Origin of the sequence: Solibacillus isronensis (genome assembly GCF_023715405.1) — a bacterium.
GTDB lineage: Bacteria > Bacillota > Bacilli > Bacillales_A > Planococcaceae > Solibacillus > Solibacillus isronensis_B.
In genome coordinates this window covers 12,843-37,418 of sequence record NZ_JAMBOC010000006.1, presented here as the reverse complement: position 1 = coordinate 37,418, position 24,576 = coordinate 12,843, and the positions used below count along the sequence as shown (strand labels likewise).

The 24,576-nt window shown below is 37.3% G+C and carries 28 protein-coding genes; 4 read left to right on the top strand and 24 right to left on the bottom strand.

From position 1 onward, the window contains the following. Positions 1-21: 21 nt before the first annotated feature. Genes M3166_RS16990 through M3166_RS16980 form a run of 3 tightly spaced genes read right to left on the bottom strand, consistent with a single transcriptional unit; the run spans position 22 to position 1,481 of the window. Positions 22-561 (bottom strand): GNAT family N-acetyltransferase, encoded by a 540-nt coding sequence (locus tag M3166_RS16990; RefSeq protein WP_251691147.1) that lies wholly within the window; start codon positions 559-561, stop codon positions 22-24. 16 nt (positions 562-577) lie between these two features. Beyond that, positions 578-1,027 carry a GNAT family N-acetyltransferase gene (locus M3166_RS16985; protein ID WP_251691145.1) on the bottom strand — a complete coding sequence of 150 codons (450 nt, stop codon included), beginning with the start codon at positions 1,025-1,027 and terminating at the stop codon, positions 578-580. A 34-nt stretch (positions 1,028-1,061) separates the two neighbouring features. Then, on the bottom strand, positions 1,062-1,481 hold the full coding sequence (locus M3166_RS16980; protein WP_251691143.1) for an ABC transporter permease: 420 nt from the start codon (positions 1,479-1,481) through the stop codon (positions 1,062-1,064). Between the two features lie 130 nt (positions 1,482-1,611). Between M3166_RS16980 and M3166_RS16975 the strand changes: the two genes are divergently transcribed. After that, a complete protein-coding gene (locus tag M3166_RS16975) occupies positions 1,612-2,070 on the top strand; it encodes a DUF2975 domain-containing protein (RefSeq protein ID WP_251691141.1) in 459 nt (152 codons plus the stop codon). Positions 2,071-2,115: 45 nt separating this feature from the next. Here the strand turns inward: M3166_RS16975 and M3166_RS16970 are convergent, their stop codons facing one another. The 8 genes from M3166_RS16970 to M3166_RS16935 all read right to left on the bottom strand — a co-directional run bounded on the left by M3166_RS16970 (position 2,116) and on the right by M3166_RS16935 (position 12,229). Beyond that, positions 2,116-2,937, bottom strand: coding sequence for a methyl-accepting chemotaxis protein (locus tag M3166_RS16970; protein WP_251691139.1), 822 nt, complete (start codon positions 2,935-2,937; stop codon positions 2,116-2,118). 140 nt (positions 2,938-3,077) lie between these two features. Next, positions 3,078-4,205, bottom strand: a complete 1,128-nt coding sequence (locus M3166_RS16965; protein WP_251691138.1) for an S-layer homology domain-containing protein — start codon at positions 4,203-4,205, stop codon at positions 3,078-3,080. A gap of 104 nt (positions 4,206-4,309) precedes the next feature. After that, positions 4,310-4,603: a DUF5316 domain-containing protein gene (locus M3166_RS16960; RefSeq protein WP_251691136.1), complete on the bottom strand. Its 294-nt coding sequence runs from the start codon at positions 4,601-4,603 to the stop codon at positions 4,310-4,312. A gap of 75 nt (positions 4,604-4,678) precedes the next feature. Beyond that, positions 4,679-5,860: a M20 metallopeptidase family protein gene (locus tag M3166_RS16955; protein WP_251691134.1), complete on the bottom strand. Its 1,182-nt coding sequence runs from the start codon at positions 5,858-5,860 to the stop codon at positions 4,679-4,681. A gap of 132 nt (positions 5,861-5,992) precedes the next feature. Next, on the bottom strand, positions 5,993-7,180 hold the full coding sequence (locus tag M3166_RS16950; RefSeq protein WP_251691132.1) for an amidohydrolase: 1,188 nt from the start codon (positions 7,178-7,180) through the stop codon (positions 5,993-5,995). 65 nt (positions 7,181-7,245) lie between these two features. Then, on the bottom strand, positions 7,246-8,640 hold the full coding sequence (locus tag M3166_RS16945; protein ID WP_435368093.1) for an MFS transporter: 1,395 nt from the start codon (positions 8,638-8,640) through the stop codon (positions 7,246-7,248). A 328-nt stretch (positions 8,641-8,968) separates the two neighbouring features. Then, entirely contained in the window at positions 8,969-11,308 is a 2,340-nt protein-coding gene (locus M3166_RS16940) for a helix-turn-helix domain-containing protein (protein WP_251691128.1), read from the bottom strand. A 60-nt stretch (positions 11,309-11,368) separates the two neighbouring features. Further along, complete coding sequence (locus M3166_RS16935; RefSeq protein WP_251691126.1) at positions 11,369-12,229, bottom strand: LysR family transcriptional regulator; 861 nt, start codon at positions 12,227-12,229, stop codon at positions 11,369-11,371. Positions 12,230-12,377: 148 nt separating this feature from the next. Between M3166_RS16935 and M3166_RS16930 the strand changes: the two genes are divergently transcribed. Then, positions 12,378-13,346, top strand: a complete 969-nt coding sequence (locus tag M3166_RS16930) for a DMT family transporter (protein WP_251691124.1) — start codon at positions 12,378-12,380, stop codon at positions 13,344-13,346. A 155-nt stretch (positions 13,347-13,501) separates the two neighbouring features. After that, the gene (locus M3166_RS16925) at positions 13,502-14,446 is read left to right on the top strand and encodes an S-layer homology domain-containing protein (RefSeq protein ID WP_251691123.1); all 945 of its coding nucleotides are present in this window, start codon (positions 13,502-13,504) and stop codon (positions 14,444-14,446) included. A 64-nt stretch (positions 14,447-14,510) separates the two neighbouring features. Here M3166_RS16925 and psiE read toward each other — a convergent pair whose 3' ends face one another. Together psiE and M3166_RS16915 are read right to left on the bottom strand one after the other, a co-directional pair. Further along, complete coding sequence (gene psiE, locus M3166_RS16920; protein WP_251691121.1) at positions 14,511-14,939, bottom strand: phosphate-starvation-inducible protein PsiE; 429 nt, start codon at positions 14,937-14,939, stop codon at positions 14,511-14,513. A 112-nt stretch (positions 14,940-15,051) separates the two neighbouring features. After that, positions 15,052-15,939: a LysR family transcriptional regulator gene (locus M3166_RS16915; protein WP_251691119.1), complete on the bottom strand. Its 888-nt coding sequence runs from the start codon at positions 15,937-15,939 to the stop codon at positions 15,052-15,054. 98 nt (positions 15,940-16,037) lie between these two features. Between M3166_RS16915 and M3166_RS16910 the strand changes: the two genes are divergently transcribed. After that, positions 16,038-16,805 carry a sulfite exporter TauE/SafE family protein gene (locus tag M3166_RS16910; RefSeq protein WP_251691117.1) on the top strand — a complete coding sequence of 256 codons (768 nt, stop codon included), beginning with the start codon at positions 16,038-16,040 and terminating at the stop codon, positions 16,803-16,805. Positions 16,806-16,850: 45 nt separating this feature from the next. Here the strand turns inward: M3166_RS16910 and M3166_RS16905 are convergent, their stop codons facing one another. The 11 genes from M3166_RS16905 to M3166_RS16855 all read right to left on the bottom strand — a co-directional run bounded on the left by M3166_RS16905 (position 16,851) and on the right by M3166_RS16855 (position 24,437). Then, positions 16,851-17,030, bottom strand: coding sequence for a hypothetical protein (locus tag M3166_RS16905; RefSeq protein ID WP_251691115.1), 180 nt, complete (start codon positions 17,028-17,030; stop codon positions 16,851-16,853). A gap of 14 nt (positions 17,031-17,044) precedes the next feature. Continuing rightward, positions 17,045-18,262, bottom strand: coding sequence for a glutathionylspermidine synthase family protein (locus M3166_RS16900; protein ID WP_251691113.1), 1,218 nt, complete (start codon positions 18,260-18,262; stop codon positions 17,045-17,047). A gap of 7 nt (positions 18,263-18,269) precedes the next feature. Continuing rightward, complete coding sequence (locus tag M3166_RS16895; RefSeq protein ID WP_251691111.1) at positions 18,270-18,725, bottom strand: RNA helicase; 456 nt, start codon at positions 18,723-18,725, stop codon at positions 18,270-18,272. A gap of 17 nt (positions 18,726-18,742) precedes the next feature. Next, complete coding sequence (locus M3166_RS16890; RefSeq protein WP_251691109.1) at positions 18,743-19,141, bottom strand: DUF350 domain-containing protein; 399 nt, start codon at positions 19,139-19,141, stop codon at positions 18,743-18,745. Positions 19,142-19,156: 15 nt separating this feature from the next. Next, positions 19,157-19,489: an aminotransferase yhxA gene (locus M3166_RS16885; RefSeq protein ID WP_251691107.1), complete on the bottom strand. Its 333-nt coding sequence runs from the start codon at positions 19,487-19,489 to the stop codon at positions 19,157-19,159. Positions 19,490-19,858: 369 nt separating this feature from the next. Beyond that, positions 19,859-20,572 carry a class I SAM-dependent methyltransferase gene (locus M3166_RS16880; protein WP_251691105.1) on the bottom strand — a complete coding sequence of 238 codons (714 nt, stop codon included), beginning with the start codon at positions 20,570-20,572 and terminating at the stop codon, positions 19,859-19,861. Next, positions 20,569-20,778, bottom strand: coding sequence for an ATPase (locus M3166_RS16875; RefSeq protein ID WP_251691103.1), 210 nt, complete (start codon positions 20,776-20,778; stop codon positions 20,569-20,571). Before M3166_RS16875 ends, M3166_RS16880 begins: the two co-directional genes overlap by 4 nt. A gap of 45 nt (positions 20,779-20,823) precedes the next feature. Next, a complete protein-coding gene (locus M3166_RS16870) occupies positions 20,824-21,729 on the bottom strand; it encodes an aminoglycoside phosphotransferase family protein (RefSeq protein WP_251691101.1) in 906 nt (301 codons plus the stop codon). Positions 21,730-21,821: 92 nt separating this feature from the next. Continuing rightward, positions 21,822-22,529, bottom strand: a complete 708-nt coding sequence (locus M3166_RS16865) for a ZIP family metal transporter (RefSeq protein ID WP_251691098.1) — start codon at positions 22,527-22,529, stop codon at positions 21,822-21,824. Positions 22,530-22,646: 117 nt separating this feature from the next. Next, positions 22,647-23,324 (bottom strand): ABC transporter ATP-binding protein, encoded by a 678-nt coding sequence (locus M3166_RS16860; RefSeq protein ID WP_251691096.1) that lies wholly within the window; start codon positions 23,322-23,324, stop codon positions 22,647-22,649. After that, positions 23,325-24,437 (bottom strand): ABC transporter permease, encoded by a 1,113-nt coding sequence (locus tag M3166_RS16855; RefSeq protein ID WP_251691094.1) that lies wholly within the window; start codon positions 24,435-24,437, stop codon positions 23,325-23,327. Between the last annotated feature and the right edge of the window lie 139 nt (positions 24,438-24,576).

Here is a 24,576-nt window from a genome sequence, read left to right as displayed (position 1 = left end):
AATGCATGATATGTAATTAAGTTATTCCTTAAAATATTCCTCCGCTAAAATAGCTAAGTAATCCATATCTTCATATATATCATCTTTTAAAAATTCCTGTCTGTGGCGTCCTTCCCAAACCATACCGGACTTCTCCATTACCTTTCTTGAAGCGATATTTCTAACCATGCAGCGGCTGTAAATTCTATTTAATTGATGTTCCTGAAATCCGTAATCAATTATTTTTTTGCATGCTTCTGTTGCATAGCCATTACCCCACTCCGAGACATCAATAAAATAGCCCACCTCTGCATTACGGTGATTTTTTGAAATCGTAACGAGCCCGCAATTCCCGATATAGTGGCCATTTTCTTTTAAAAACACAGCAAACTCATAGGCTGTCCCTTGCTCAAAGCTTTTTTGCAAATAGGAAATCCACTGACCGACAACTTCGCGTGGATAAGGATGCGGAATCATGACCATTGTGTCCGCAATCTCCCTATGCTTTACTACTTCAAAAATAGCATCCGAAAATTCAACTTCATATGGCTTTAATATAAGTCTTTCCGTTTCTAAAATCATTTCCTCATCCCCTAAACTATTTAATGAAATATTCCATGTAAATATCATTTTCCTTAAAACCGATTTTTTTGTATAACGGTTTGCCCATCGGTGAAGAAATCAAAAATATGTGATGTACATTTCTTTCTTGAGCTTCTGCCAGTAACCGCTCAACCAACTGTTTCGCAAGCCCCCGACCTCTGCTTTCCGGTGTTGTGTACATATTCAAAATATACCCGCGAATGCCTGTGGGATTGGAATAGCTAGGGGGAAAGGAAATAAACTGAATGCCCCCTGTAGCAATCGCACCTTTCTCTTCCTCAATAATCCATTGAACAATTTGGTCAGAGTTCAATTGCTTCTCAAAAAAGCTCCTTAATTGTTCATCGATATTGGAAGATACGGTTTGCCCTTCCTCCACTAATAACCGCTTACGTAAATCTATTAATAATTCCATATCATCTTTAGTAGCCAATCGGTATTCCATTCAGATCCACCTTTCTGATTTTTTTGATGCTCTTTTATTTCCTATCCATAATGACGAGCTTTTTCGTCTTGAACTTTTCTGAAACAGCATAAATAAGTGTAATCATAAGTGCTGTAATACTTGGATAACCTATCATCACAACAATATTTGTATGTTCAACTAAACTGAATTCTCCCCACTCAAGCCATAGACGCCAGCCCATTCCAAGAGCACTGAATAGTAGCGAAATGAAAAAAACCATTTGCGTTTTGCGAACAAAAATCCCGACAAAGACATTCGCAACAACAATATAAATAAGGAAAACTATAAATGTAGAAACTAAATCAAACCCCTTTAAATTTGGAATAACCTTAGTAAAAGATATTCCCGTAAAAAACAGGATCGTCATGAGATTAAAAATTAAGAAATGTTTTCTATACTTTTCTATTTTTTTATAATCCTCCGTACCGAACATTCCATTCACCTCTTTTACTTATTGTAACAATTAATGGAATATATAGGAGCGGAAATTGCTAAACACACTTTGAAACTTCCGGAATTTTCTAACGTCTATTATACAAATATCTGAAAGAAGGAGGATTAACATGCAGAAATTAAACATAATCTTTTTAAGAACGGTTATTATATCAACTGGTTTACTTGTATTGTCATTATGTGTATTTGTTTTGCCGAGTTTAGCTCAGGAAACTGCGCATTTAAATCCTGAAGTGGCTTACCTGCAATATCCGATTTTATTAGGTATGTACGCGACCGCAATTCCATTTTTCTATGCGCTATATGAAACATTGAAGATGATTACACTTATTGAGCGGGAATCAGTTTTTTCCATTCTTCTTGAACAAGGATTAAACTATATAAAATATTGCGCCTATATCATTCTTGTTTTATATATTTCGGGCTTCTTCCTGCTCGATTATACAAATGCACTGCCTCCGTTAGTGGCGTTGATCGGTATTGTTATCATTTTAATTACGATTCTTGTTGCTACAGGTGCCGCATTTTTAAAATATGTACTTATAAAAAGTCGATTGAATGTGAATTAAAAACAACCACTCCGATAATCTTTCGGAGTGGTTGTTCGAGTTCTATTATTTTATTTCACTAATTTCCAATAGCTTTTCTGCCGTGCCGTTCACACTTCCATATGCATCATTCAGTTCATGCATACTTGTAGCAAACTGTTCCGTAAACGCTGCGATTTGGCTTGTTGTTCCACTTACATCTTCAATGGAAACGCGAATATTATTAAGCTGCGCAGCAATTTTTTCTGCGCTTTCTTTGCTGTTCTGCGCCATTTTTTGAATTTCCTTCGCTACGACGGCAAATCCTCTTCCATGCTCGCCAGAACGAGCCGCTTCAATCGATGCATTTAATCCTAAAATTTGTGATTTCGATGCAATTCCTTTTACAAGCTCGACCATGTGATTGATTTCCCCGATATCTGCGGTCATCGTTTCTGTAGATGTGACAAGCCCGTCCAAACGGCTCGATACGTCCATGCTCGCTGAGGTTAACTCTTCATTCGTAGCCGTCATTTCTTCTACCGCACTCGATAACTCTGTCGCTAATTGGCGCATGGAATCCATTTTTCCATTTGAAATAATGGCACTCACGACCCCAATTATTTCTCCGCCATCAAAAATAGGCTGTGCTGTTGAAATATAAGCAAACCCGAATTTTTCGGGACCCTTCTCTTCTCTTAAAAAACGTTTGGATGTCAATGCCCGCTCTGTAACGGTACCTCGGAAATTCTCCAATTTCATCCCTACAGTAATTTTCAGATCAATGAACTGACCCGGCTGATATCCGACAACCTCTTCTTTATTCGCTACAACGATACAAGCATCTTCCGGAAAAGTTGCCTGATATAACTCCATCGTATCTACCACTGCTTGTAATTTTGTATGCATCATCCATCTCCCCTTTAGAAGTATTATATACTAAATAATAATATATAAATATTTCAGTTTCCAAAATATCATTCTGTCACTAACCAACATTTTCCCATAAAAAAATTCCCTCTTCTATAACATAGAAGGGGAATCTTTCATTATTCTTCCATCGCTGCAGCTGCAGTCAGCATATTATCATAATCTTCTTCATCATAGACCAGATTATAGATTTTCCACAGACCGTCTTCTGTTTTCTTTAAGTAAGCCGTACCGGATAAATCTAATGTCATCTCAAGATTAAAATTGATTTCCGGGTCAGTCATCTTAATATGAACTTTTAAATCATCAATTTTTACTGCGGCAAAACGTTTATTCAGTGTAATCAACTTACTTGAATACTCGCCGATTTTTTGGGATGAACTCGAACCAGTTGAAAAATCTGCATCTTCCAATAGCAATTGGCTATCAAGTGAATAAGCTAAATAGTAGCCTGTTGTTGTTTCACGATAGAGCGCATCCATACCTTCTGCGTTTTCCGTGTCTGAAGAAAACTCAAATTCTTTATCAATATAGCGATTCACTGTCGCAATGATTGAAGCTTCATCTTCTGCTTCACCACTCTCTAAATGCAGCGCACGGTCAATCATCAATACTGCGTGAGAACGCTTTGCATAATCATTCGGTTTAAATGTTTCTCCGTAGCCATTTACAATACCGGCACCTGCTGTTTTCACAATCGCCTCATAAGAATAGCTATTTGGATTTACATCGTTAAACATTTTTCCTGTTTTTGAAAAATCAACTGTTCCATTAAATGCACGATAAATCATCGCTGCCATTTGAGCACGTGTAATTTTATCGTTCGGTTTAAATGTACCATCTTCTTTTCCGGTAATAATGCCTTTACTGCTCGCAATTTGAACAAAATCATAATACCATGCAGATGTCTTAACATCAGAGAATTCTTTCTGAATATCGCCGTTTGTCAAGTTCATTGCGTTCACTAAAATCTTCGTAAACTGTGCACGCGTAATACTATTTTCAGGCTTTAAGAGTATTGAAGTATATTCGTATACTTCACCATCTTCTTCATAAACTGTCGGTTCTTCGTATCCGTCGATAATATTTGCATATAAGAAACGTTCCAACTGCTCATATGCACCATGTTCATAACTTACATCATCCATGTAATACTGATCGGTCGTTTTTTCTGCTGCCGACGCTGGCGTTACAGTTATAAAACAAGCTGTAAAAACTAATAAAATTGCTAATTGAAGTACCTTCAATCTAGTTAACCCCACTTCTCCAAATTCTATAATACCTTAACATATTACTTAAACAGAGTTTATATGAATACAAGTATATTTTGGTAATATTTTCGAGAAATAAATTAGTAGCCTAAATAGTAGTAAAAGAAGAATGCGACAGCAAAGTTAGGAACTGCCATCGTCAGGGAACGCCATGCAATCTTATTTCTTTGAATCCAGCTTTCTTTCGTTTCCATTGCCATGTTTGCCCGCATCCGGTCACCATTGACAAACGCACCGGAAAAAATGCATGCCACAATAAGAAAGACAAAACCAATCCCGCTCGTAATATTGGAAATCATATGAACATCCCAAATAATAATACAAAGCAAAATTCCTATTAAAGACACCCCTGTACCGATTAGAAAAAATTTCATATTATTCCCCCTTTCCCTATATACCGCATTTTTTGGGAAATGGGTTCAAAATAAATTGATATTATGGGAATTTTGTCAGGCATCGTCTGGAACTAAGTAATAATGTACAATACTTAAAAATCCTTTCGCCGAGTTTTTCATTGCATGTTCATCGATATTAAATTTTGGGTGGTGATGAGGAAATTGTGTAGTGGGGGCATCTGTAGCTGAACCAGTATAAAAATATACTCCGGGAACTTGTTGCAAATAATACGCAAAATCTTCACTTGCCATAATGGGGGGCATCTCGACGACATTTAAATGGTTAATATTATCAAGCAAATCTCTTACAACTTTTGTTTCTTTCTCGGTATTGACTAATTGCGGATATCCTCTTGTATATTCCATCTCATAAGTAGCACCATAAGTTACTGTGACATTATTAAGAATATGTGTTAAAAGTGTTTGGACATTTTCCTGTTGTTCCTGGTTAAATGTACGAACTGTCCCCTCAATTGCAGCTTCTTCGGGAATCACATTTATTGTACCCCCGGAGTTGAACACAGTAATTGCTGCCACTACCGGTTGTACCGGATCAAGTTTTTGACTCATTAACAAATGGATTTGAGTTATAATTTGTGCGCCAATCACAATTGGATTGACGGAAGTGTGAGGAGCGGAAGAATGTCCGCCTTTACCGATTATTCTAATTTTTACATAGTCACTGGAAGCGGTAGCACTCCCTTTTGGTACCGTAAAGTTTCCTAATGGGACGGAAGATAGGACATGATTTCCAAAGATTGCATCTACCCCTTCGAGCACACCCTCTTTTAACATTTGAATCGCTCCCCCCGGAAATTGCTCTTCCGCTGGTTGAAATATAAATTTAACCGTCCCATGGAGTTGGTCTTCATATTTACTTAGTATTTTTGCTACCCCAAGCAATGTTGCTGTATGTGCGTCGTGACCGCATGCATGCATAACATTCGGGACCTGGGATTTATAGGGCACGTCATTTTTCTGTTGAATGGGTAACGCATCCATGTCAGCTCTTAATGCAATCGTCGGCCCTGTTTTTCCCCCTTTTAAAATTCCGACAACGCCATGCCCGCCAATATTCCGTTGCACTTTAATTCCATAACCGGCTAAAATATCCCCTACCATTCTGGCCGTTTGTACCTCTTGAAATGGCAGTTCAGGGTTCTCATGCAAATGCCTTCTCCAAGCAACCATTTGATCGTACACTTCCTCCACTTCTGCATGCCACTCGTTAAGCACTTGAACACATCCTTTTCTCACTCGTTCTTATGCATCAAATTAGTATATACATTTGTTACATGAGTTGTTCGGTAAGACGGATTTATCCAAAGAAAAAGAGCTTCGGCATGAATCCGAAACTCCTTTTTATTATTAATTTTCTTCATAATAGCCGCATACGACATGTCCGACCGCTTTAGCCGCGACCAGAAGCGCATCTTCATCAATATCGAATTTTGGATGATGATTGTAATAAGGTTTTTCTACTCCTTTTGGTGAACAACCAATATAGAAGAAGCAAGACGGGAACTTCTCTGCATAATAGGCAAAGTCTTCAGATGGCGACATTGGCGGCACTTCCTTCACCTCTGTAATAATCGGATCATTCGCCCCTACTAAATATCCTGCTACTTTCGCTGTTAATTCAGGGTCATTGTATAATGGCGGATAATCGTTTTCATACGTCAACTCACAAGTGACACCGAATTCTTCTTCCAAACCTCTTACTAATCTTTTTACTTCCACTTCAATTTTTTCCTTCGTTTCTATCGTCATATAGCGAATATCGCCTTCAAGTTCTACACTATCTTTAATCACATTAAATGTTCCTTTACCGTCGAAGGAACCAATTGTAATAACACCGATATCAAAGGGGCTTAAACGGCGGCTAATAATTGTTTGCACAGCAGTGACAAAGTGTGCACCGGCAACAATCGCATCGTTTGCCAAATGTGGTGAGGAGCCATGTCCGCCGCGTCCTTGAATTTTCAGTTTTAAGTAGGCACGCCCATTGAAGGCAAAACCTGAATTATAACCGACAAATCCTGCAGGTCCCATTGGCAGCAAGTGAATCCCGAAAACATTATCTAAATCATCGAGCAGCCCCGACTCTACGATACTTTTCGCTCCGCCTGGCGGAACTTCTTCTGCATGCTGGTGAATAATTTTAATTGTCCCTGGTATCTCATCTTTCAATTCGATCAAACAATCCGCCAATACAAGTAAATATGCGGTATGTCCGTCATGGCCGCATGCGTGCATTACTCCTTCATTAACAGATTTGAATGGAACATCGGCTTCTTCGGTAATCGGCAATGCATCGAAGTCTGCGCGAAGCCCGATATCTTTGCCTGGTTTGCCGCCTTTAATCGTTACAATAATTCCGTAGCCATTTCCGACATTTGAATGAACTTCTACATCTTTTCCTTTATAAAAGTCGAGAATGTACTGTGCAGTTTTTTCTTCTTGAAACGATATTTCAGGATGCTGGTGTAAATGTCTCCGGATTTGAATCATTTCATCTTTACGAAGTTCCAGCATCTCCATTAGTTTTTGTTTCATGGTTACCACTCCTGAACTTAAATTTTGAAGAAAATAATGTAAACGCCTTTGACAAGGCGTTTACATCATTCTAATTGATCGACTGATTCCCCCGCGTTTTTTGGAACTAGGAATAAAACTGATAAGATGGAAAGGACACCGAATATGACGTTAATGATGATCCCTGTTGTTGCGGCCATTTCCAGGTTGCCGTTTGCAGATGCCGCGCCGTAAGCTGTCATGGAAATGGCTACACCGAACGCACTACCTAAAGAACTTGCCATTTTATATACACCTGCCGCTTCCCCAACTTTGTCAGAAGGTGCATTGGATACAGATGTATCTGTTGACGGTGTTGCATAAATACCTAAGCCAAGACCGAATAAAGCAAATCCTACGAATACCGCGATTGTATACGCTACATCCGGCAAGAATGTTAATCCCATTAATGCGACACCGACCGTAGTAATTATTCCACCCCAAATCATCGGTTTTTTAGCACCAACACGTTGAAGTATTTTCTCCCCTACACGGATCATTGCCAGTACCGTCACTAAATAGCCAAGGGAAAGTAAGCCTGATTGGAAAGCATTAAATCCACGTCCTACCTGCACATACGTATTGGCTACTACTAATGTACCCGCTATTGCATTAAGTAAAAAGTTCGATACCGTTGCACCTGTATAGGCTTTGTTTTTAAATACCGCAAAGTCGATTAGTACAACTTCTTTTTTCATCTCTACTCGAATGAATGTAATTAATCCAATTACTGTTACTGCCATCAAAATTAAGGAAATGCCGCTTGTCCAACCAAAGTCTGCACCATACGTAATTAAAATATTTAATGCAACCATTGTGACAATAAAAATGCCTAGACCGACGTAGTCAAAACGGAATTTTCCTGAAGACTCCTGTTTACTTTCAGGTGTGTCTTTTAATAAAAACAGACCAACTAGAGCGAATACAATCGAGAAGATGAAAATCCATCTCCATCCTAATGAAGTCGCAATGGCACCACCTGCAAATGATGCAACACCGGAACCTCCCCATGAACCAATTGACCAGTAGCTTAATGCTCTTTGACGGTCCGCGCCTTCAAAATAAGCTTTGATTAATGCAATTGTAGACGGCATAATGAATGCAGCTGATAGACCGATAATAATTCGGCCGATGATTAATAAAACAGCACCTTGCGCCAATACTAAACAGAGTGAACCAAGAATACTTAGCCAATAACCGATGACCGCTATTTTTTTACGACCTATTTTGTCAGCAAGACCACCTGCCGCTACGATAAACATACCTGAGAATAATGCCGATAAACTAATCGCTATATTAATCGTACCAAGCGAAATGCCTAAATCCTCTTGAACAGCTGGTACAACGTTTACCATTGCTTGAGCAAATAACCAGAATGTAATAACACCGAATACAATTCCGATGATCATTTTATTCGTACCTTTGTATGTGTTCATAATAATCCTCCTATAAAATTTCCCGCGTAATTATAATGTCTTCAAATCTCTTTTAATCATACTCCTCAGTATTAAAAGAAATATTTCAACAACGCTTTAACAATTAACAATAATGATTTATTTTCTCGAGAATATTCTTTAGCCGTTAAAGCCTGATCAATACTTCATGTCTTTAGTTTATACAGAAATCTATATGTCAAAAAGTTATTATTTGCGTATAACATGTATACGAGTCTGTATATTTTTTACGGGAACAATTGGAGCAGCAAAAATATACCGTCAATTTTTTACTTAAATAAAAAAAGACTGCTGCGTATCGCTCGCAACAATCTTTTTATAAAACAGCTTTTCTTATATCAAAAAAATGAATGGCATTCACCGTTAAGTATGAATAAAAAGACCAATCACTCATAATTTTTTCATCAAAAATTTCAAGTTGAGGATAGCTTGACCTGTTAATATAATCAATGACTTCCATATCCAATCCATAGCGGCTATTCAAATCAATCCAATTTGTATAAAGTGCGCCATGCTCACGGTCAAACGTGTATTTTCGCACTTGATATTCGCCAGGCTCCATTCCTTTAATTTTCACAAATAAGTCCTTATTGAACATTTGCAAAAACGTTTCCTCAATTAAATAATAAGGATTCACGGTTTTACTGTTCATGAGCACTAACTGATACCCACGTTCATTTTTTGTCATCATGTAATCAGGTCCTTGGGCAACAATCTTACCGTTTAGCCTTTTTGCAAACATTAATGCAAAATATGCCGGTCTTTTTCCATCAAAATAATGGAAAAGTTCTAGCCCTTCAATCCGGATACGTTGGCCGTCACTCTCACTTTCATGTACAACCGTATTAATCCAAAAACCTACTGATTCCACCTCATCTGATATGTCCAGTATATTTTCCAATACTAATGCTGCGCGGAAAAAGCGGCCGTTTGTCAGGCGTGTATTTCCGGAAAGAGTATTCCATGAAATGACATGAAGCGGCTTTTTAATTCCATTCTTCTTTAAATACGCTTTTATTTTTTCTGTTTTTTCTTTCAAATAATCTTTTGTCAGGAAAAAGCGGTCATCGTTCAACTCTTTAAAATCTACAACATCATTTTGATTCGAATGATACCCTATAAAATCTACAAATTTCGCCTCTTTTAACAGCCATATATGCGCTTCGCTTGTCTTCTCCTTTTCAAAGGAAAAAGGTAAAAACATACCGACATGAATATCCGGTACAATGCCTTTTATCAAATGGTATAACCTAAAATAAACCCGTTTTAGCTCATCTGCTGCCACGATAGTATTGTATGGTTCATAAAAGAGAAAATGCCAGGCGCTTAAATAGGAACCACCATATAATTGCAGACAATGCTTCAAAAAATGCTCCAGCTTTCTGAGATAATTTTCTTCATCCATCGATAATTCCTGATAATCAATTCTTACGAAAAGTGCCAAGTTTTGCTGCTTTAAAAATTCCAGGGCAATATCGGTTTTAAAATATTGTGAACTTGTCGGGATAATTTCATCCGTTTCAATCTCAGCTGAAATCGCTTCTCCCTTTAGTAAATTACTGATTCCTACAAAATCTACCCCGATTTCTCTTTTCGCCATTAAAATTTGTGCACGGATATTTTCCTTTTGTAATTCCTTCAACTCATGCGCAATAACCATATGTTTGGGCCTTGAAATAGGAATATTGCCAGGTGCTGTTATATCCAATGACAATTCTTCAAATTTCGATTGTGTATTTTTATACGATTGATCAAGTGTATTTAAAATAACCCCTAACTTGCCTAAAATTTCAGGGGAATGTACTGGCTGTTCCGCATCTTCCAGCGGGTACTCTTTAAATGAATCCTTCTTTTCTACAGGATGTTTCTCCCGATAGACATGCGGTGTCATCCCATAGTTTTCTTTAAAAAGGGTAGTAAATGATTTCGTGTTGGGAAATCCATTATTCATCGAGATTTGTGATACCGTATCATTCGTATAGAGCAAATCTTTTACACTATGCTTTAGACGGATTGTCATTAAATAACGACTGAACCCCATATTCATCTTTTGTTTAAAATAACGGGATAAATAAGCTGTCGACAAATAGGATTTTCGGGCCATTTCCTCCAACGTAATCGGCTGATCATAATTTCTTTCCAAGTAATCGATAATTTGCATAAGCCGCTGATCATTTGTATCCAATTTTTCTGAGGAGCTCCCTTTTTTCTTAAAGCCGCGTATGAGCGTAAGCAAGATATCACATAAATATTTTTGAAACTCAATTTGGTGGCTTTCATCTTGACGGTAATAGGAAATAATTAACTTAATAAGCCACTTACGAAGATTATTAAGCATTTTTTCGCGCCCCATATGCACTTCCTTTGAGTAGCATTCAAAGCGATTATCACGGTAATTTTTATAAAATCGGTCGATAAATGCATCCGAAATTGTTAGACTGAGCACATAATTATCAGGATTTCCCTTTATCTGAAAGAGTTCGTTTCGATTAATAACCAATAAATCAAGTTCATTTAATTCATAAAAATGGCTATCTGTCTCGACAGTAATCTGCCCTTCAACAACAAATATTAACTCAAGCCCCTGATTTACTTTTGGTGATAAATAATGAATCTCCTTTAAGGAAATTTGAAATTCAGATAGCTGGTTACTCATCTGTTCACCTCACTATTTTTCTTTAAGTTAGTTTTCCTAATGTGGAAAGTTTTGTTCCTTTTATACGATTTGTCTATTATGTTGAATTGTTTCAATAAACTTTTCAATCGTTGCCGTCAAATAGGAATCCGCTCTCCTAATAAAGACCGTCTTTACTTTACTATACTCACTTGGCAATGAGTGACAATAAATAGTCCCGCTCTGCTCCAGATGTGCAACAGCTGACTTTGGGACAAATGAAACCCCTAGTCCCATTGAAACACTGCGTATAATCGTTTCCAGTGTACCAAACTCCATCACTTTTTGAGGACTGATATTTTGATCCTGGTACCATGTTTCCAGACGTGCCCGGTATCCGCAGCCTTTTCTGAAACATAGGAACGGGATGCCTTCTAATTCTCCCAACTTCAGATGAGGTGAGTTTGAAATTAATACAAGCTCTTCATCAAATACTTCATATGACTCAAGATCCGGATGAATATTCGATGCGGTTATAAACGCTCCATCCAATTTATAATCCAGTACTTTTTGCTCCAATTTCTCTGTTACCCCTGTTATTAATGACAAATCGACATTTTGATAACTCTTCATATAGGAAGTTAATATGTTTGGTAAATGGTAAACCGTTTCGACCGTACCTATTTCAAGCTTCCCGATTGGTTCATTTTTATTAAGGACGGCTCTTTTCATTTCTTCCGTCAATAACAATATTTTTTTACTATAAGATAGCAAGTTTTTCCCTTCAGGCGTCAAAGTCATCCCTCGTCGATGTCGATTGAATAATGGCGTGTTCAATTCTACTTCGAGTTTTTGTATTCTTGATGTAATATTCGATTGGACATAATTTAACTCTTTCGCTACTTCTGTTACAGTTCCCTTCTCGGCAACAAGTTGAAAAATTTCCAAGTCTTTAAATTCCATGATGATTTCAAACTCCTTTTCACTACCATTACTCTACTATGGTATCTCTAATAATGATACTAATAATAAATTTAATTCATTTTACGAGATGTTTGTATGATTGTAAGATAGTAATCGTGACTATTTAGTGAAAAGAGGTTAATAAAGATTGAAAAACAGCGTTTTAATAGGTTCTATTCTTTGTTTTATAGCTGCAGTATCATGGGGCGCCATGTTTCCGGTAGCACATGATGCATTTAAACATATAGACCCTTTTTACTTTACGATTTTCAGATATGGCGCTGTGACGATCATTTTGATTGCACTGCTACTATGGAAAGAAGGAAAGAGAGCTTTCCGTATGGAAGGAAAAGGCCTGCAGCTTTGGTTTTTCGGTACGATGGCCTTTACTGTTTATAATTTGCTTATTTTCTGGGGCGAGGATTTACTCGGACAGTCCGGTGTTATGACAGCCTCTATAATGGAATCACTGATGCCGATGATTTCGATTGTCATCTCATGGATGATTTTTAAACACCGTCCATCGCTGTTTACATTACTATGTGTATTATTATCATTTATCGGTGCGGTATTAGTTATTACAAAAGGCGATCTTCAGGCATTTTTAGGCACGACAGGTCAGTTTATCCCTTCCCTTTTTATCTTTATCGCTGTCGTCGGATGGGTGATTTATACAATGGGTGCTAATGAGTTCAGTCATTGGTCTGCTTTGCGCTATTCTACATTGAGCTGTTTACTTGGAACGGTAACCGCATTATTCGTTACTTTAGGTGCGACAATGTTCGGCACTTTATCTGTGCCAGGTGTAAACGATGTAGTTGCAGTAGGTCCACACTTACTGTTTATGATTATTTTCCCCGGTGTCATTGCATTATTGGGCTGGAACATTGGCGTCAACTACTTGTCACCTTTGAATGCATTACTGTTCATCAATTTCGTTCCTGTCACAACACTATTCATTTCCATTGTTCAAGGGAATGCGGTAACGGTGTTTGATATTGTCGGAACAGTGTTGATTATCATTGCGCTTTTATCTAACAATATGTATGTACGAATGCGTGACAAGAAAAGAACCAATCATTCGATGCATTCTACATGGAGTGAAGGGGTTTCTTAACTACAATTTTAGGGCTTAATATAAATAAGCGTATCTATCAAATAAGATAGATGCGCTTATTTAAATTTCGGACTTTTATAGTTCATTGTAATAGTTTCCTTATAATGTTATCTTTTGGTTAAAGTACTATAATTTTATTTAAAGGAGTTGGAAAAGTGAGAAAAACGATTGCCTCTATTAGTATTGCACTGGGCTTGATGTTTCCGGTCGGGATAAACGTCAATGCAACGACTGTTCATTACAAAGACGTCAAAGAATCGGACAACTTTTATCCCTCTGTTCAGTATTTGTTAAATCATAAAGCAATTAGCCGGACATTGCCTCAATTTAGACCATATGAAAATATTACACGGGGTCAAGTGGCAAGTATACTTGCAAAAGTATTGGATGACCGCTTAAAAGAAATTGAGTATACGGAATGGTACAGTGGTGCGAACTTTATCGATGTGCCAAAAACGGATCAATTTTATCCTTACATTAATAAGCTGGACTGGAACGGGATTATGCGCGGATATTATGTGAATAATTCTTCTTCCTCTCCGAGAGCTTTCGGTATTAACCAGCCCTTAACGCGGGGACAATTTGCCGGCGTCATTATAAAAGCATATGAAATTCCATTAATTAAATTGCAAGATTACAAAGACAGTGGCGCTTCCCCATCTGATATATTTAACGGAAATGACTTTACGTATCCTTGGGGACAGGAAATCGCAACACTTCAAACAATCGGAATTTTAAGTGGTTACGACGACGGAAATTTCAAACCAAGTACACCGATTAAACGTTCTCAGTTTGCAAATATGCTTGTGAAAGCTGCAAATGGCGAACTGTATTTCTTTAACCAAAACAACCTGCTCAATGACTTTGAACGTCTAGGTATTTCTAAAGACATTGCAATGGAAAAAATCAAAACACTAACAAATAATGCAACTGTTAAATATTTAGCCTCCTATAGAGATATACGATATTTAAATGCTGTGACTATGGCTACGATGATCTATAAAGAAGGAGATATTTTGTTCGAAGATATTAACGTGAAAATGGCTGTTTCAAAAGATGCGAACGGAAAGTGGCAATTGGCTGTTGAGAAGATTAATTAACAGGAGTTAAATTATATCGGCTAGATGGCTAATCATATTGATTAGCCTTTTTTTAATTTAAAGCTTAGGCTTTTCTATTCGGCCTCTCTCTCGGTGTAATATTGATAATGTAGTAACTAATAATCAAGATCAGGATCACTCCTGCAAAAATGAGTGTATCTATTGCGGAGTCATGTTCGACAATAATGAGTCGGAGCATTGCCGTTATTCCGATATACATAAAATAACGAAGCGGGAAATGATAATCCTCTTTAAAATACTTCACAATCATCGTGATAAACTCGAAGTACAGGAAGAATACTAAAATTTTTGCCAGAAAGTATTTGTATTCATGCTTTTCCCCGTTAAATATGAACTTTAAAAGCTCAACCATTTCGATGATAAGCATAACACAAAGAGCCAACGCCATTACTGTTAAACCAATATTCAAAATCACTTGCAGCACTTTCGGAATGATTTCTTTATAAGGCTTAGGGTTGGATAAAAACTTCATTTATTCACACCTCCAGACGTTATATTTTCAGATTATTCCATCATTAGAGGTGTGTCAATTTTGTAAGCGATTACTATTTCAAAAAATTTTCCTGCATAGATTTTTATATAATTTAAACTTCTAAATCGCTTAAGTTCGCTTTCAAATATTGAATAAAAGGATGTTCCATCTTATCCACTTTTCTTGTACAACTGAATAGGCTTTGGCTGATTTCCACCTGATCTACAAAAATGCGTGCAATGCTGCCTTGCGATAGCTTTTCTTTTACACTGCAGGCTGGGGCAATAGCCATTCCATACCCCGATTCGACAACTTTAATCGATTCCAGTACACCTTCTATTTGTAAGCCGAACCTCGGTAACGGGCAATTATGTGTATAAAAAATAGCCTCCATCAAGTCCAGTGTTGAACTGCCTCGTTCCCTATATATAAAATCATGTTCACTTAGTTCAAAAATCGATACTACTTTATTTGCCAAAGGATGCGTTGGATGGACAACAAACCAAAACGGGATATCCATTATTTTTTCAAAGTTTATATCTTCATGACCTATATTGCTTTGCACAACGAAACCAAAATCGACTTTATAATCGAGGACAAGACGCTCAACAGATTGAACATTTCCTAATGATACATACATATCAATATTTGGGTTTTCCGATTTATAGCCTGCAATGATTGGCGGTAAAATATAATTCGTCGAAATATAGGACGAAGCAATTTTTATATTCTCTTTCTTTCCCAAAAAGTTTTTAAACTTTTCATCAATCTGTTCTTCCAGATGAAATAACCGTAACCCTTGCTCATAAAGAAATTCGCCTTCATATGTCAGCTGAATCCCTCTACCTTTTCCTTCTATAAGTTTAACACCGATTTCTCTTTCAAGTTTACGTATTTGCACAGTAACAGCAGGCTGACTGATATGTAGGAATTTCGCTGCTTCTGTTATACTGCCCAGCTTAGCAACATTTGTGAAAATTCTTAGCGCATGTAAATTCATTTTCTCACCCACTCATAACTTATATTTATGAATATACAAAATATATATATTTGTTTTATGAGTAGTATAGCAGTATTTTGTGAATAGGAGGGATTTGTATGGAGAACTTATTAATAGAATGGTTATCAGTAGATGGGCTCATCTTATTCGCAATCGGCATACTTGCTTCCATTGTAGGGGTCATGTTTGGAGCTGCAGGATTCGTATTGCTTCCTTCCTTATTGTTAGTTGGCATACCGATTCATGCGACAGTCGCAATAAATAAATTTGCAACTGGCATATCTTCATTTTCTACTGTCATTGTTTTGACGAAGAAAAAAAGAGTATCATTGAAAAAAATGGTTCCTTTTATGCTCGTTGCTGCAATGGGCGGTATAAGCGGGGCGTTTTTAGCAACAAGATTAGCAGAACATACGATGAATATTGTTGCTTGTACTGTGTTAATCGTGATGTTCTTTTTTGTTATAAAAAAGAAGAAGAAGGAAGTTGGAGACGAACAGCCGGACATCGAAAAGAAAACTAATTTAATCGTGCCGTTTTTTATTAGTATTTATGATGGCGGGCTAGGAACAGGATCTGCACTGCTGAACATTACATATTTTCTGAAGAAACACGTCGGCTATGTAATGGCGGCAGAAATGACCCGTTTTTTAATGTTTGCAAGCTGTACAACTGCTTTTCTATTTTACTTATTTTATGGCATTGTTAATTGGGGAGTCGCCGTTCCAGTAGCTGTCGGATCGATTGTCGGCTCACATATTGGTCTGAAAATTATTCCTTATTTAAAAGGAAAATGGGTAGAGATTCTGCTGCCAATTATATTTTTCCTTTTAATTGTCCAAGTTATATCGGATTTACTATTTTAATATTGAGGTTGGGACAAGCTTTTGTTAAATCTGTCCCAGCCATATTTATTTACTGGCCTTTTTCTTATGTACTATGCCATTGATAAATAACATAACCAATAAAAGTAAAGACAGTTTGAATGTCATTTTGGAAATTTCCGTATGTAGTACAAGTACTGATAAATTATTTAATAAAATAACCGCACATAATATAAACGATAAATTAGCAATAGATCGATTGCTCAAGTTTTATGACACCTCTACTCTCTATTCAATCCGATCGGCAAATAATGCGATAAATTATTTGTAATCATCCCGCCAACACGCAACCCTATTGCGGCTGGATTTCCGCTTATTAAAAAACTGCCAACCAATAATTCTCCTGTTTGTACTCCCTTTTCGCTTCGGAATATTGTTTTCGGCTGCTCGATAAATTGCTGGTACACTTTTGTATAGTGATTATACGTTTTTTGGACATCTTCTTTTATAAGCTTTCCGTCTTCAGCATAAATTTCCACCGTATCCCCTTCGCGTCCATATACCGGTTTCTTTACATAGCGTAGACCTTTTTCGATGAATGGGGTGTCTTCCAAATACGTCGGCAAAAAGTATTCAGCAATCCATTCATGCTCTTCGGATGTGAAAAATACATTTCGTTCTTCATGCAATCCCCAGATAATGGCCTGTACTGCTTTGTTTTGCAGTAAAAATGCAGAAGGTGGGTTTAGGATCGTCAGCAAATTCAGCTCTATCAGTTCTATTAACCACAATCCTATTCTATTCTGCGCTTCATCTTCGTCCTGAATCAAATTTTCAATCGGAAATGTCGGACGGTACAGTAAGTCGATCCGCTTTCCGTGTTCATCAAACAATCCCACACCTTTTTGTATTCGCAACTGATGTAAAGGCGTAAATTTTGCTCCGGGCACAAATTGCATTATGTAAAGCGTAGTAAGATAATCCTCTATATTGTCATCATGTGCGGTAAATACAATATGTGCATCAGGGGAAAATATACTTTGGGCAACACTTTTTCGCACATTGCTTTTTAACAGCCATTCCATTTCGGTATTCGGATTTTCTCTACCGAATTCTTTGCAAATTTGTTCATTTACAACAAATAATTCCTTAATAAAGGTAGGTGTATCAGCATTCATTTCAATACATTTATAGCCGCCGTTATGTGCAATAAAATCAAAACGGGCAATTACACTTTCTGCTTCCAGTGTTTTCATGCGTAGAAAAGAAAGCGTTTCTTCCGGATACCCCATTTCAAGAAGTGCTTCATCCGGAATATTACGTAATAAATGGGCTGTCTTAAAATAGATTTTCCCGGCACATTCTGTAGCTATACGGATCTTTTCGACCTCTTCATCTGTTATTTCATAAAGATCATAGAGGGCGTACTCCTCGTCATATAAATCTGCCCAAAATTGGTCAATCTTCGCATAAAACTGGCTGCGCTCGCTGTTCGTCATGAATTGCTCAGCTCACTTTCATCTCTGTTACGTAAATTACATAAACACCACGATCTTCATCAATCTCTGTAGATGTAACGAGCATTTGCCCAATGGACGGTATATCCACTACATCTTTCAATAAGTAGCGGATCACTTCAAAATGAGTATCACAAGGAATACGCGACAACAGATGATAATTTTCACGTTCATTCGGTTTTCTAAATTCTATATGTATGCCCCGTTCACGAAAGCTTTTCTCATCCTCGCCGGATAAATTGCGGCCCATCTCCTTTAAAACCAGGACTTCCATATCTTCTTCCATTTCATTCGATACGAGCTCATACTGTGTCCCGCGCATAATAAAATAGGTGCACAGCTGTCTTGCATAAAACTCATCGAGTCCTACATTTTTTTCCGTATATTCATAAAACGGCTCATAATGGCCATTTCCCTTATCTACATAGTAAATTAAACGCTTCACTGTTTCCGCTCCTTAAATTAATAAGATATGCATTTCGCTACAATCCACCCAACCGCAATTGATAACGACAATAACATTGTTCCGACTGCACGATTATCTTCTTCGATCGCCTTTTGAATACTGAATCGGATTGTCATAACTTCAGCAAGGAAAAATACAATTACTTGTGCTACAATTCCAATCGCTCCCCATATCGCCATATCCATTAAAGAAATCGAGTACTCGGCAGCTGCACCTAATACAATTGACAGTCCGACTACTTTACCACCTAGTAGCATTGCGGCCGATACATTCCTTTGTGCAATTAACTGAAATTCTTTAATCTTGGGTGTGCTGAGCGCAAACAGCACCATTCCGATTATTAACAAACCTAAAGACACACCAAGATATGATAAAAAGTTTAAATACCCGTTCATGTTATTTTGTCTCCCCTATCCTCCGAAACTTTTTGTGCCACTGCCAAAACCCGAACTTGTTTTTGCGGCTTTAAAGCTATCGCTGTTTTTATAATTTATGTAGCTACTGTTACTGTTTAGTGCAGATCTATTATTGAAATATCTACCCCCATAATAGTAGGCGCCGTAATATCCTGAACGGCTCTCGTCACATCGCCATACGCCTTCTTCTTCCGACCAGTCCCAATCCCTGCAGCTTTGGTCAGTAGGCTTTGGCGGTAAACTGCTATTTGAAGTACCGCAGCCTGCCAAGCTTAAAGTAAGTGCAGTTGCTGAAACGCCGGCCATCAATTTCTTCGTCTTCTCCATCTGTCTTAGCCTCCATTCCCTTTCCTATTTATTCGTACGTAACAGCAGTAAAAAAAGATTCTATAAATTTATTTTGGTACTTTTGTAGAATAAAAAAATCCTGTACAAGAAAACAGGATTTATAATATATGTTAATTATTTAGAAACAGAAGAACATAGCTCCCTGCACAAACAAACATCGCGATTCGTGTAATTATATAGGCCACGCGTTCAGATGTTGTTAGCTTTTTTTCCTTCTTCATTTTTTTAAAATGCCAATAAAAATATATACCACATATAAGGAGGATCGCTCCTGAAATTTGAAAGGCATTTTCCAATAAGTTGACCAAAAAACCCCCTCCTAATCCAGTATCAACTTTTGTATTCAACTCATTTCACACAATGAAATATAAACGACTTTGCCTGATTAGTAGCCGGCTGTAATTTGAAATCTTCATAAGCTTTCACTGTAGAAAAGCCTGCTCTTTTAAGTGAGGCTGAAATTTCTTCAAAGCTACGGAATATTAGCTGAACCTTTGCTTCGTGTGTAATATCCGTATTAACATTTTTAATTTTTTCATAAAAGGTAAAAACATTCCGATCTAACCCTTCATATTCATCCCAATACAGCAAAGGGTCCCCTGTATGAACATCTAGAAGTTCGTCTACCGTCTCATCTTTTTGCCATTCTTCCCATGCTTTTGCTTGAGGGTTCCGTGCATCAAATATAAAGTGCCCGCCAGTCTTCAAAGCTGTGAATACATCTTGTAGTACACTATTCCAGCTCTCTTCCGAAATAAAGACCTGCGCAACATTCGCTGTCATGATTACGGCATCATATGCGTTAGTTGTTAAGTCCTGACTATCGCCGATCATCCATGAAACCGATTGTGTATTATCTTTGCCTTGAGCTCGAAGAATGGCTTCTTCATTTGGATCGATTCCAGTTACCTCATAACCGGCCTTTGCCAATTCCATCGTTAACCGTCCCGTACCACAGCCCAGGTCGGCAATCTTTTTAGCTTTTGTTACCTGTAGAAGCTCCATGAAAAAATTGTCTTCTTTCCCCCATGTATGAAGCTGATCGTAGTAATAAGCAATCATTCAAATTCTCCTGCTTTCCTTTTAATCATCCGTTCAGTTATTATTCCTACTGCTGCCCCAACAAATATTGGAAGTAACGCAATTTCAGTATGTGAGAGTGAAATTTTAAATATAAGAAAATTTAAGTCAGCTAAATAACCGATAAAATATAATACGGCCATTGTTGTAAACGAGGCAACTAACGGAATCCAAAATACTTTTCCCATTATTTCATCTCCGTTCTATTTTATTTATTGTCCACTAGCTTTTAATCAACCCAAATTTAATTCTCCTTTATACCAAGTCGGTACAGGATCGTTCATACCGTCAAACCATTCCAAAACGTTTTTTGCCTGATTTTTCATTATGTTTAAATCATGATCACTGTAATTTGCAGCCCAAGGAATAGATGACAGCATATTACTGCTAATATAAAAAGCAAGTAGAGAGAAAAATTCCATCGGTGGTGTTCCGTTAAAATATCCGTTAAGCTGCCCTGTAGCAAAGTACGGGCTGCTATCCGCACTCCACACTATCCGGTTAAACTCTTCCCACGGGTCTCCATAGTCACTGCGGTTAAAGTCAATTACATACAGCTCTTTCTGAGGGGATATAATCATATTTCCGACATGGAAATCACCGTGATGAAAACATTGCTCCCTTCCTTCCAGGAGGTGTCTGTTATCTTCAATATACCGAATAACTTTATCGTCACCAGCTATTTTTATATTACAGTCCTGGTACATTTTAATTTTACTGTCCGCTTTACGGTTAAATCGTGTTCCCCAATTTTCCTGCTCTGCTGGTGCAGGAATGCTGTGAATTTCCTTCAGTATCTGCCCTGATTTTACTCCTATTGAATACTGTTCGGCTTCTGTCAGGTTAGGCAGTATCTGCTCCGCGTCTTCACCGTCACACCATACGAAAATCGTGTAGACACTTTTGCCTTTGTCACAAACTCCAAAATCGACAGGCCGTGAAACAGGCAAGCCCTTTTCAGCTAAACTACTTATAATTTCATATTCACTTTTCTTTTTTTCATACTCTGCGATATCGCATATGCGAAGCAACAGTCTCTCATTTGTAACTGTTTCAATATAGTACTTTTTATCGTCCGACCATCCTTTATGGATCGTTTCAATTTTCTTGAATGTATCGTAGTTTTTTATATCGACCATAGATTTCCTCCATTTGTTAGTAATTGCTTTTAGTAGTTTAACATATATATGTACATAATTTTCCAAATTAGTTAAAATCGATGTTCTAAAATTTAAAGGAAATGCAGATAATATCCTATTACTCCAAACCCAATAAATATGCCGCATAAAATTTTGAATGCTGAAGATTTATGAAGTGCCGGATATAAGATTTCTGAGACAGTAACTATAAAAATCATCCCCATAGCAAAACTCATGAAGATAGTATTAAGTAAAGGATGAACAAGAAAGCTACCGATATAAACCCCCATAGCTACTGGAATTGATACGATAAGTGAAATTATTAAAACAGTAAATATGTTGAATCCAGCCAAAATTAAAGGGATAAACAAAATTATTCCCTCGGGAATACTATGAAACAAAAGTGTTTGCAGTAATGCCTTAGTAAGCTCGGGTTGTTCATTGGCCCCTAATGTTATTCCAATCGGTAAATTGTGAATTGCAAAACTAAGCATTAACAATATGCCAGTTCGAATATATAGTTTCTTTTTAGCGTGACTTTCTTTGTCTTGTTTAAAGTGCAATCTACTATGTAGCACTTTGAATAGCATCATCCCCAGAACAAATCCAATCATTGTACTTAACCAGCCGCCTGATTCCACAGCTTCCGGGAGTATTTCAAAACTGATCAAACCTAGAATTACCCCTGTACAAAGCGCATAAATAATATGTGCCTTTTGGTTAATTCCTTTAAAAAGCCAAGCGACCATGCCACCAATGAATATGCCTGCAGAAGTCCATAAAAAACCTAGTAGCCACATCGTTATCACCTTTCACTGAGTATAGTTAGTCGTATGGCTAATGCAGATAATTTATGAAAATAAAAAAACCGTATTTAAAGTATGAGTTTACTTTAAATACGGTTAAATATAATTTGATTATCCTTCCAGAGTTAACAGTCCATCTTCCATACGATACACTTTATCGCAAAACTCCAGCATACGTTCGTCATGAGTTACCATGACAGCAGCTTTGTTGCGTTCTTTAACTTCTTTTCGGATTTGCTTTACGACTTCAAATGCACGCTTGGAATCTAAGCTTGCCGTTGGTTCATCTGCTAATATGATGTTTGAATTATTCACAAACGCACGGGCAATCGCAACACGCTGACGCTCCCCACCAGATAGCTCATTCGGGAATTTATTGAACTTATCGCCCAACCCTAACTCCGTTAATAACGTTTTCGCAAATTTTGTATCTTCTGCTTTTACTTTGCCTTTCATTTTACGCACTAGCAGCAACTGATCTAACACCGTTAAATACGGAATTAAGTTTGATGTTTGTAAAATGAACCCGACATCTGTTAAACGAAAAGCCGATAAATCTTTTTCTTTCATCTTGCCGATATCTGTACCGTTAACAAGTACTTCGCCTGTCGATGGCTGAAGTAATGCCCCCGCAATCGATAAAAGTGTACTTTTCCCTGAACCTGATGGACCGATAATAGCGATGAACTCACCCGGGTTTACTGTAAGGGATACATTTTTAAGTGCATCCACTGTAGAGTCCCCTTCTTTGAATGATTTCGTTACGTTTTTTAGTACTAAACCTGTCATTTATTCCACTCTCCCAATCGCTGTTAAAGGATCAATTTTTGTCACTTGGCGAGCTGAAATAACAGAACCTAAAACAGATACAATTAATAACACAATCGCATATAAAATAACCATTTTAAAGTCTAAGTTAAACGGCATTCCCTCTGGAAAAACAAGAGCTGTTAAGTACGTTAATACAATGCCTGCAATAATGCTGATTAGTGATAACACAAATACTTGTGAAATAATTGATTTTTTAATAAAGCTGTTTGAGGCGCCAATTGCTTTCATGACACCAAACTGCTGTGTTTTTTGTAAAATGAATACATAGAAGAATACCGCAATAATAACGGCTGAAATGATGAATAAGAAGGCAAGCATCATATAGATTGTACCGCTTTCTTCTTTATAACCCGGCATTCCCATTACAGCTTCTGATTTTGTAAATGTTTCAATTTCATCAAAGTTGTTTTCGATCTTTTCAGCGTCAATGTCTGCACCTTGTAACGCAATCATTGCTACTGGACTCTCTAGACCATTATCTGATCCTGGTGCTGCAAATGCATAGCTTTGCCAAACGTCTAAGTTTACAAATACACTTGGTAAATGGTTAAACGTTTCCCCTTTTGTAATGCCGACTACAGTTAATTCAATGCTTGAGCTTGTTACTTCAATTGTATCGCCAATCTCGTAGCCTTTTTCTTGTAATGACTCGTCAATGATTACACCCATTTTGTCATCAGCAGTCATTTGTTTACCTGCTACGACTTTTGGCTCGATAAATTTACCTGGTTCGATTCCAAGGAATGCTACGTCTACTTTTTCTTTCGCATCAGGTGATTTCACGATAACAGTTGATTGTCCAAACTTCGCTGCCTCTTTGACACCATACTGTCCTTCAACGTCATCGGCAATTGTACCTGCTACCTTCGTTTTCATCATAGTTGCTTCAGAGCCTTCTTCATAAATAAAAAGATCTCCGTCAATATTTTTCATCGTTGCTGCAGCTAATGACGATAAACCATTACCTAATCCCGATAAAATAAAAACAAGCCATGCGATGAGCATAATAATTGCGCCAATCATCATGAAACGTTTTTTTGCGTGTTTCATTTCTTTAATTGCTAAAAACATTCTAAATCCTCCTTAGTAATATATATCAACCGATCTTTTCAACTCTTCTAATTACTAGAAAATTGATCACCTCTAAATAAATTATCTTCCTTTTAAAAACTATAATCCGATAGTAAATTATAGTTATTAAAAATTGGAT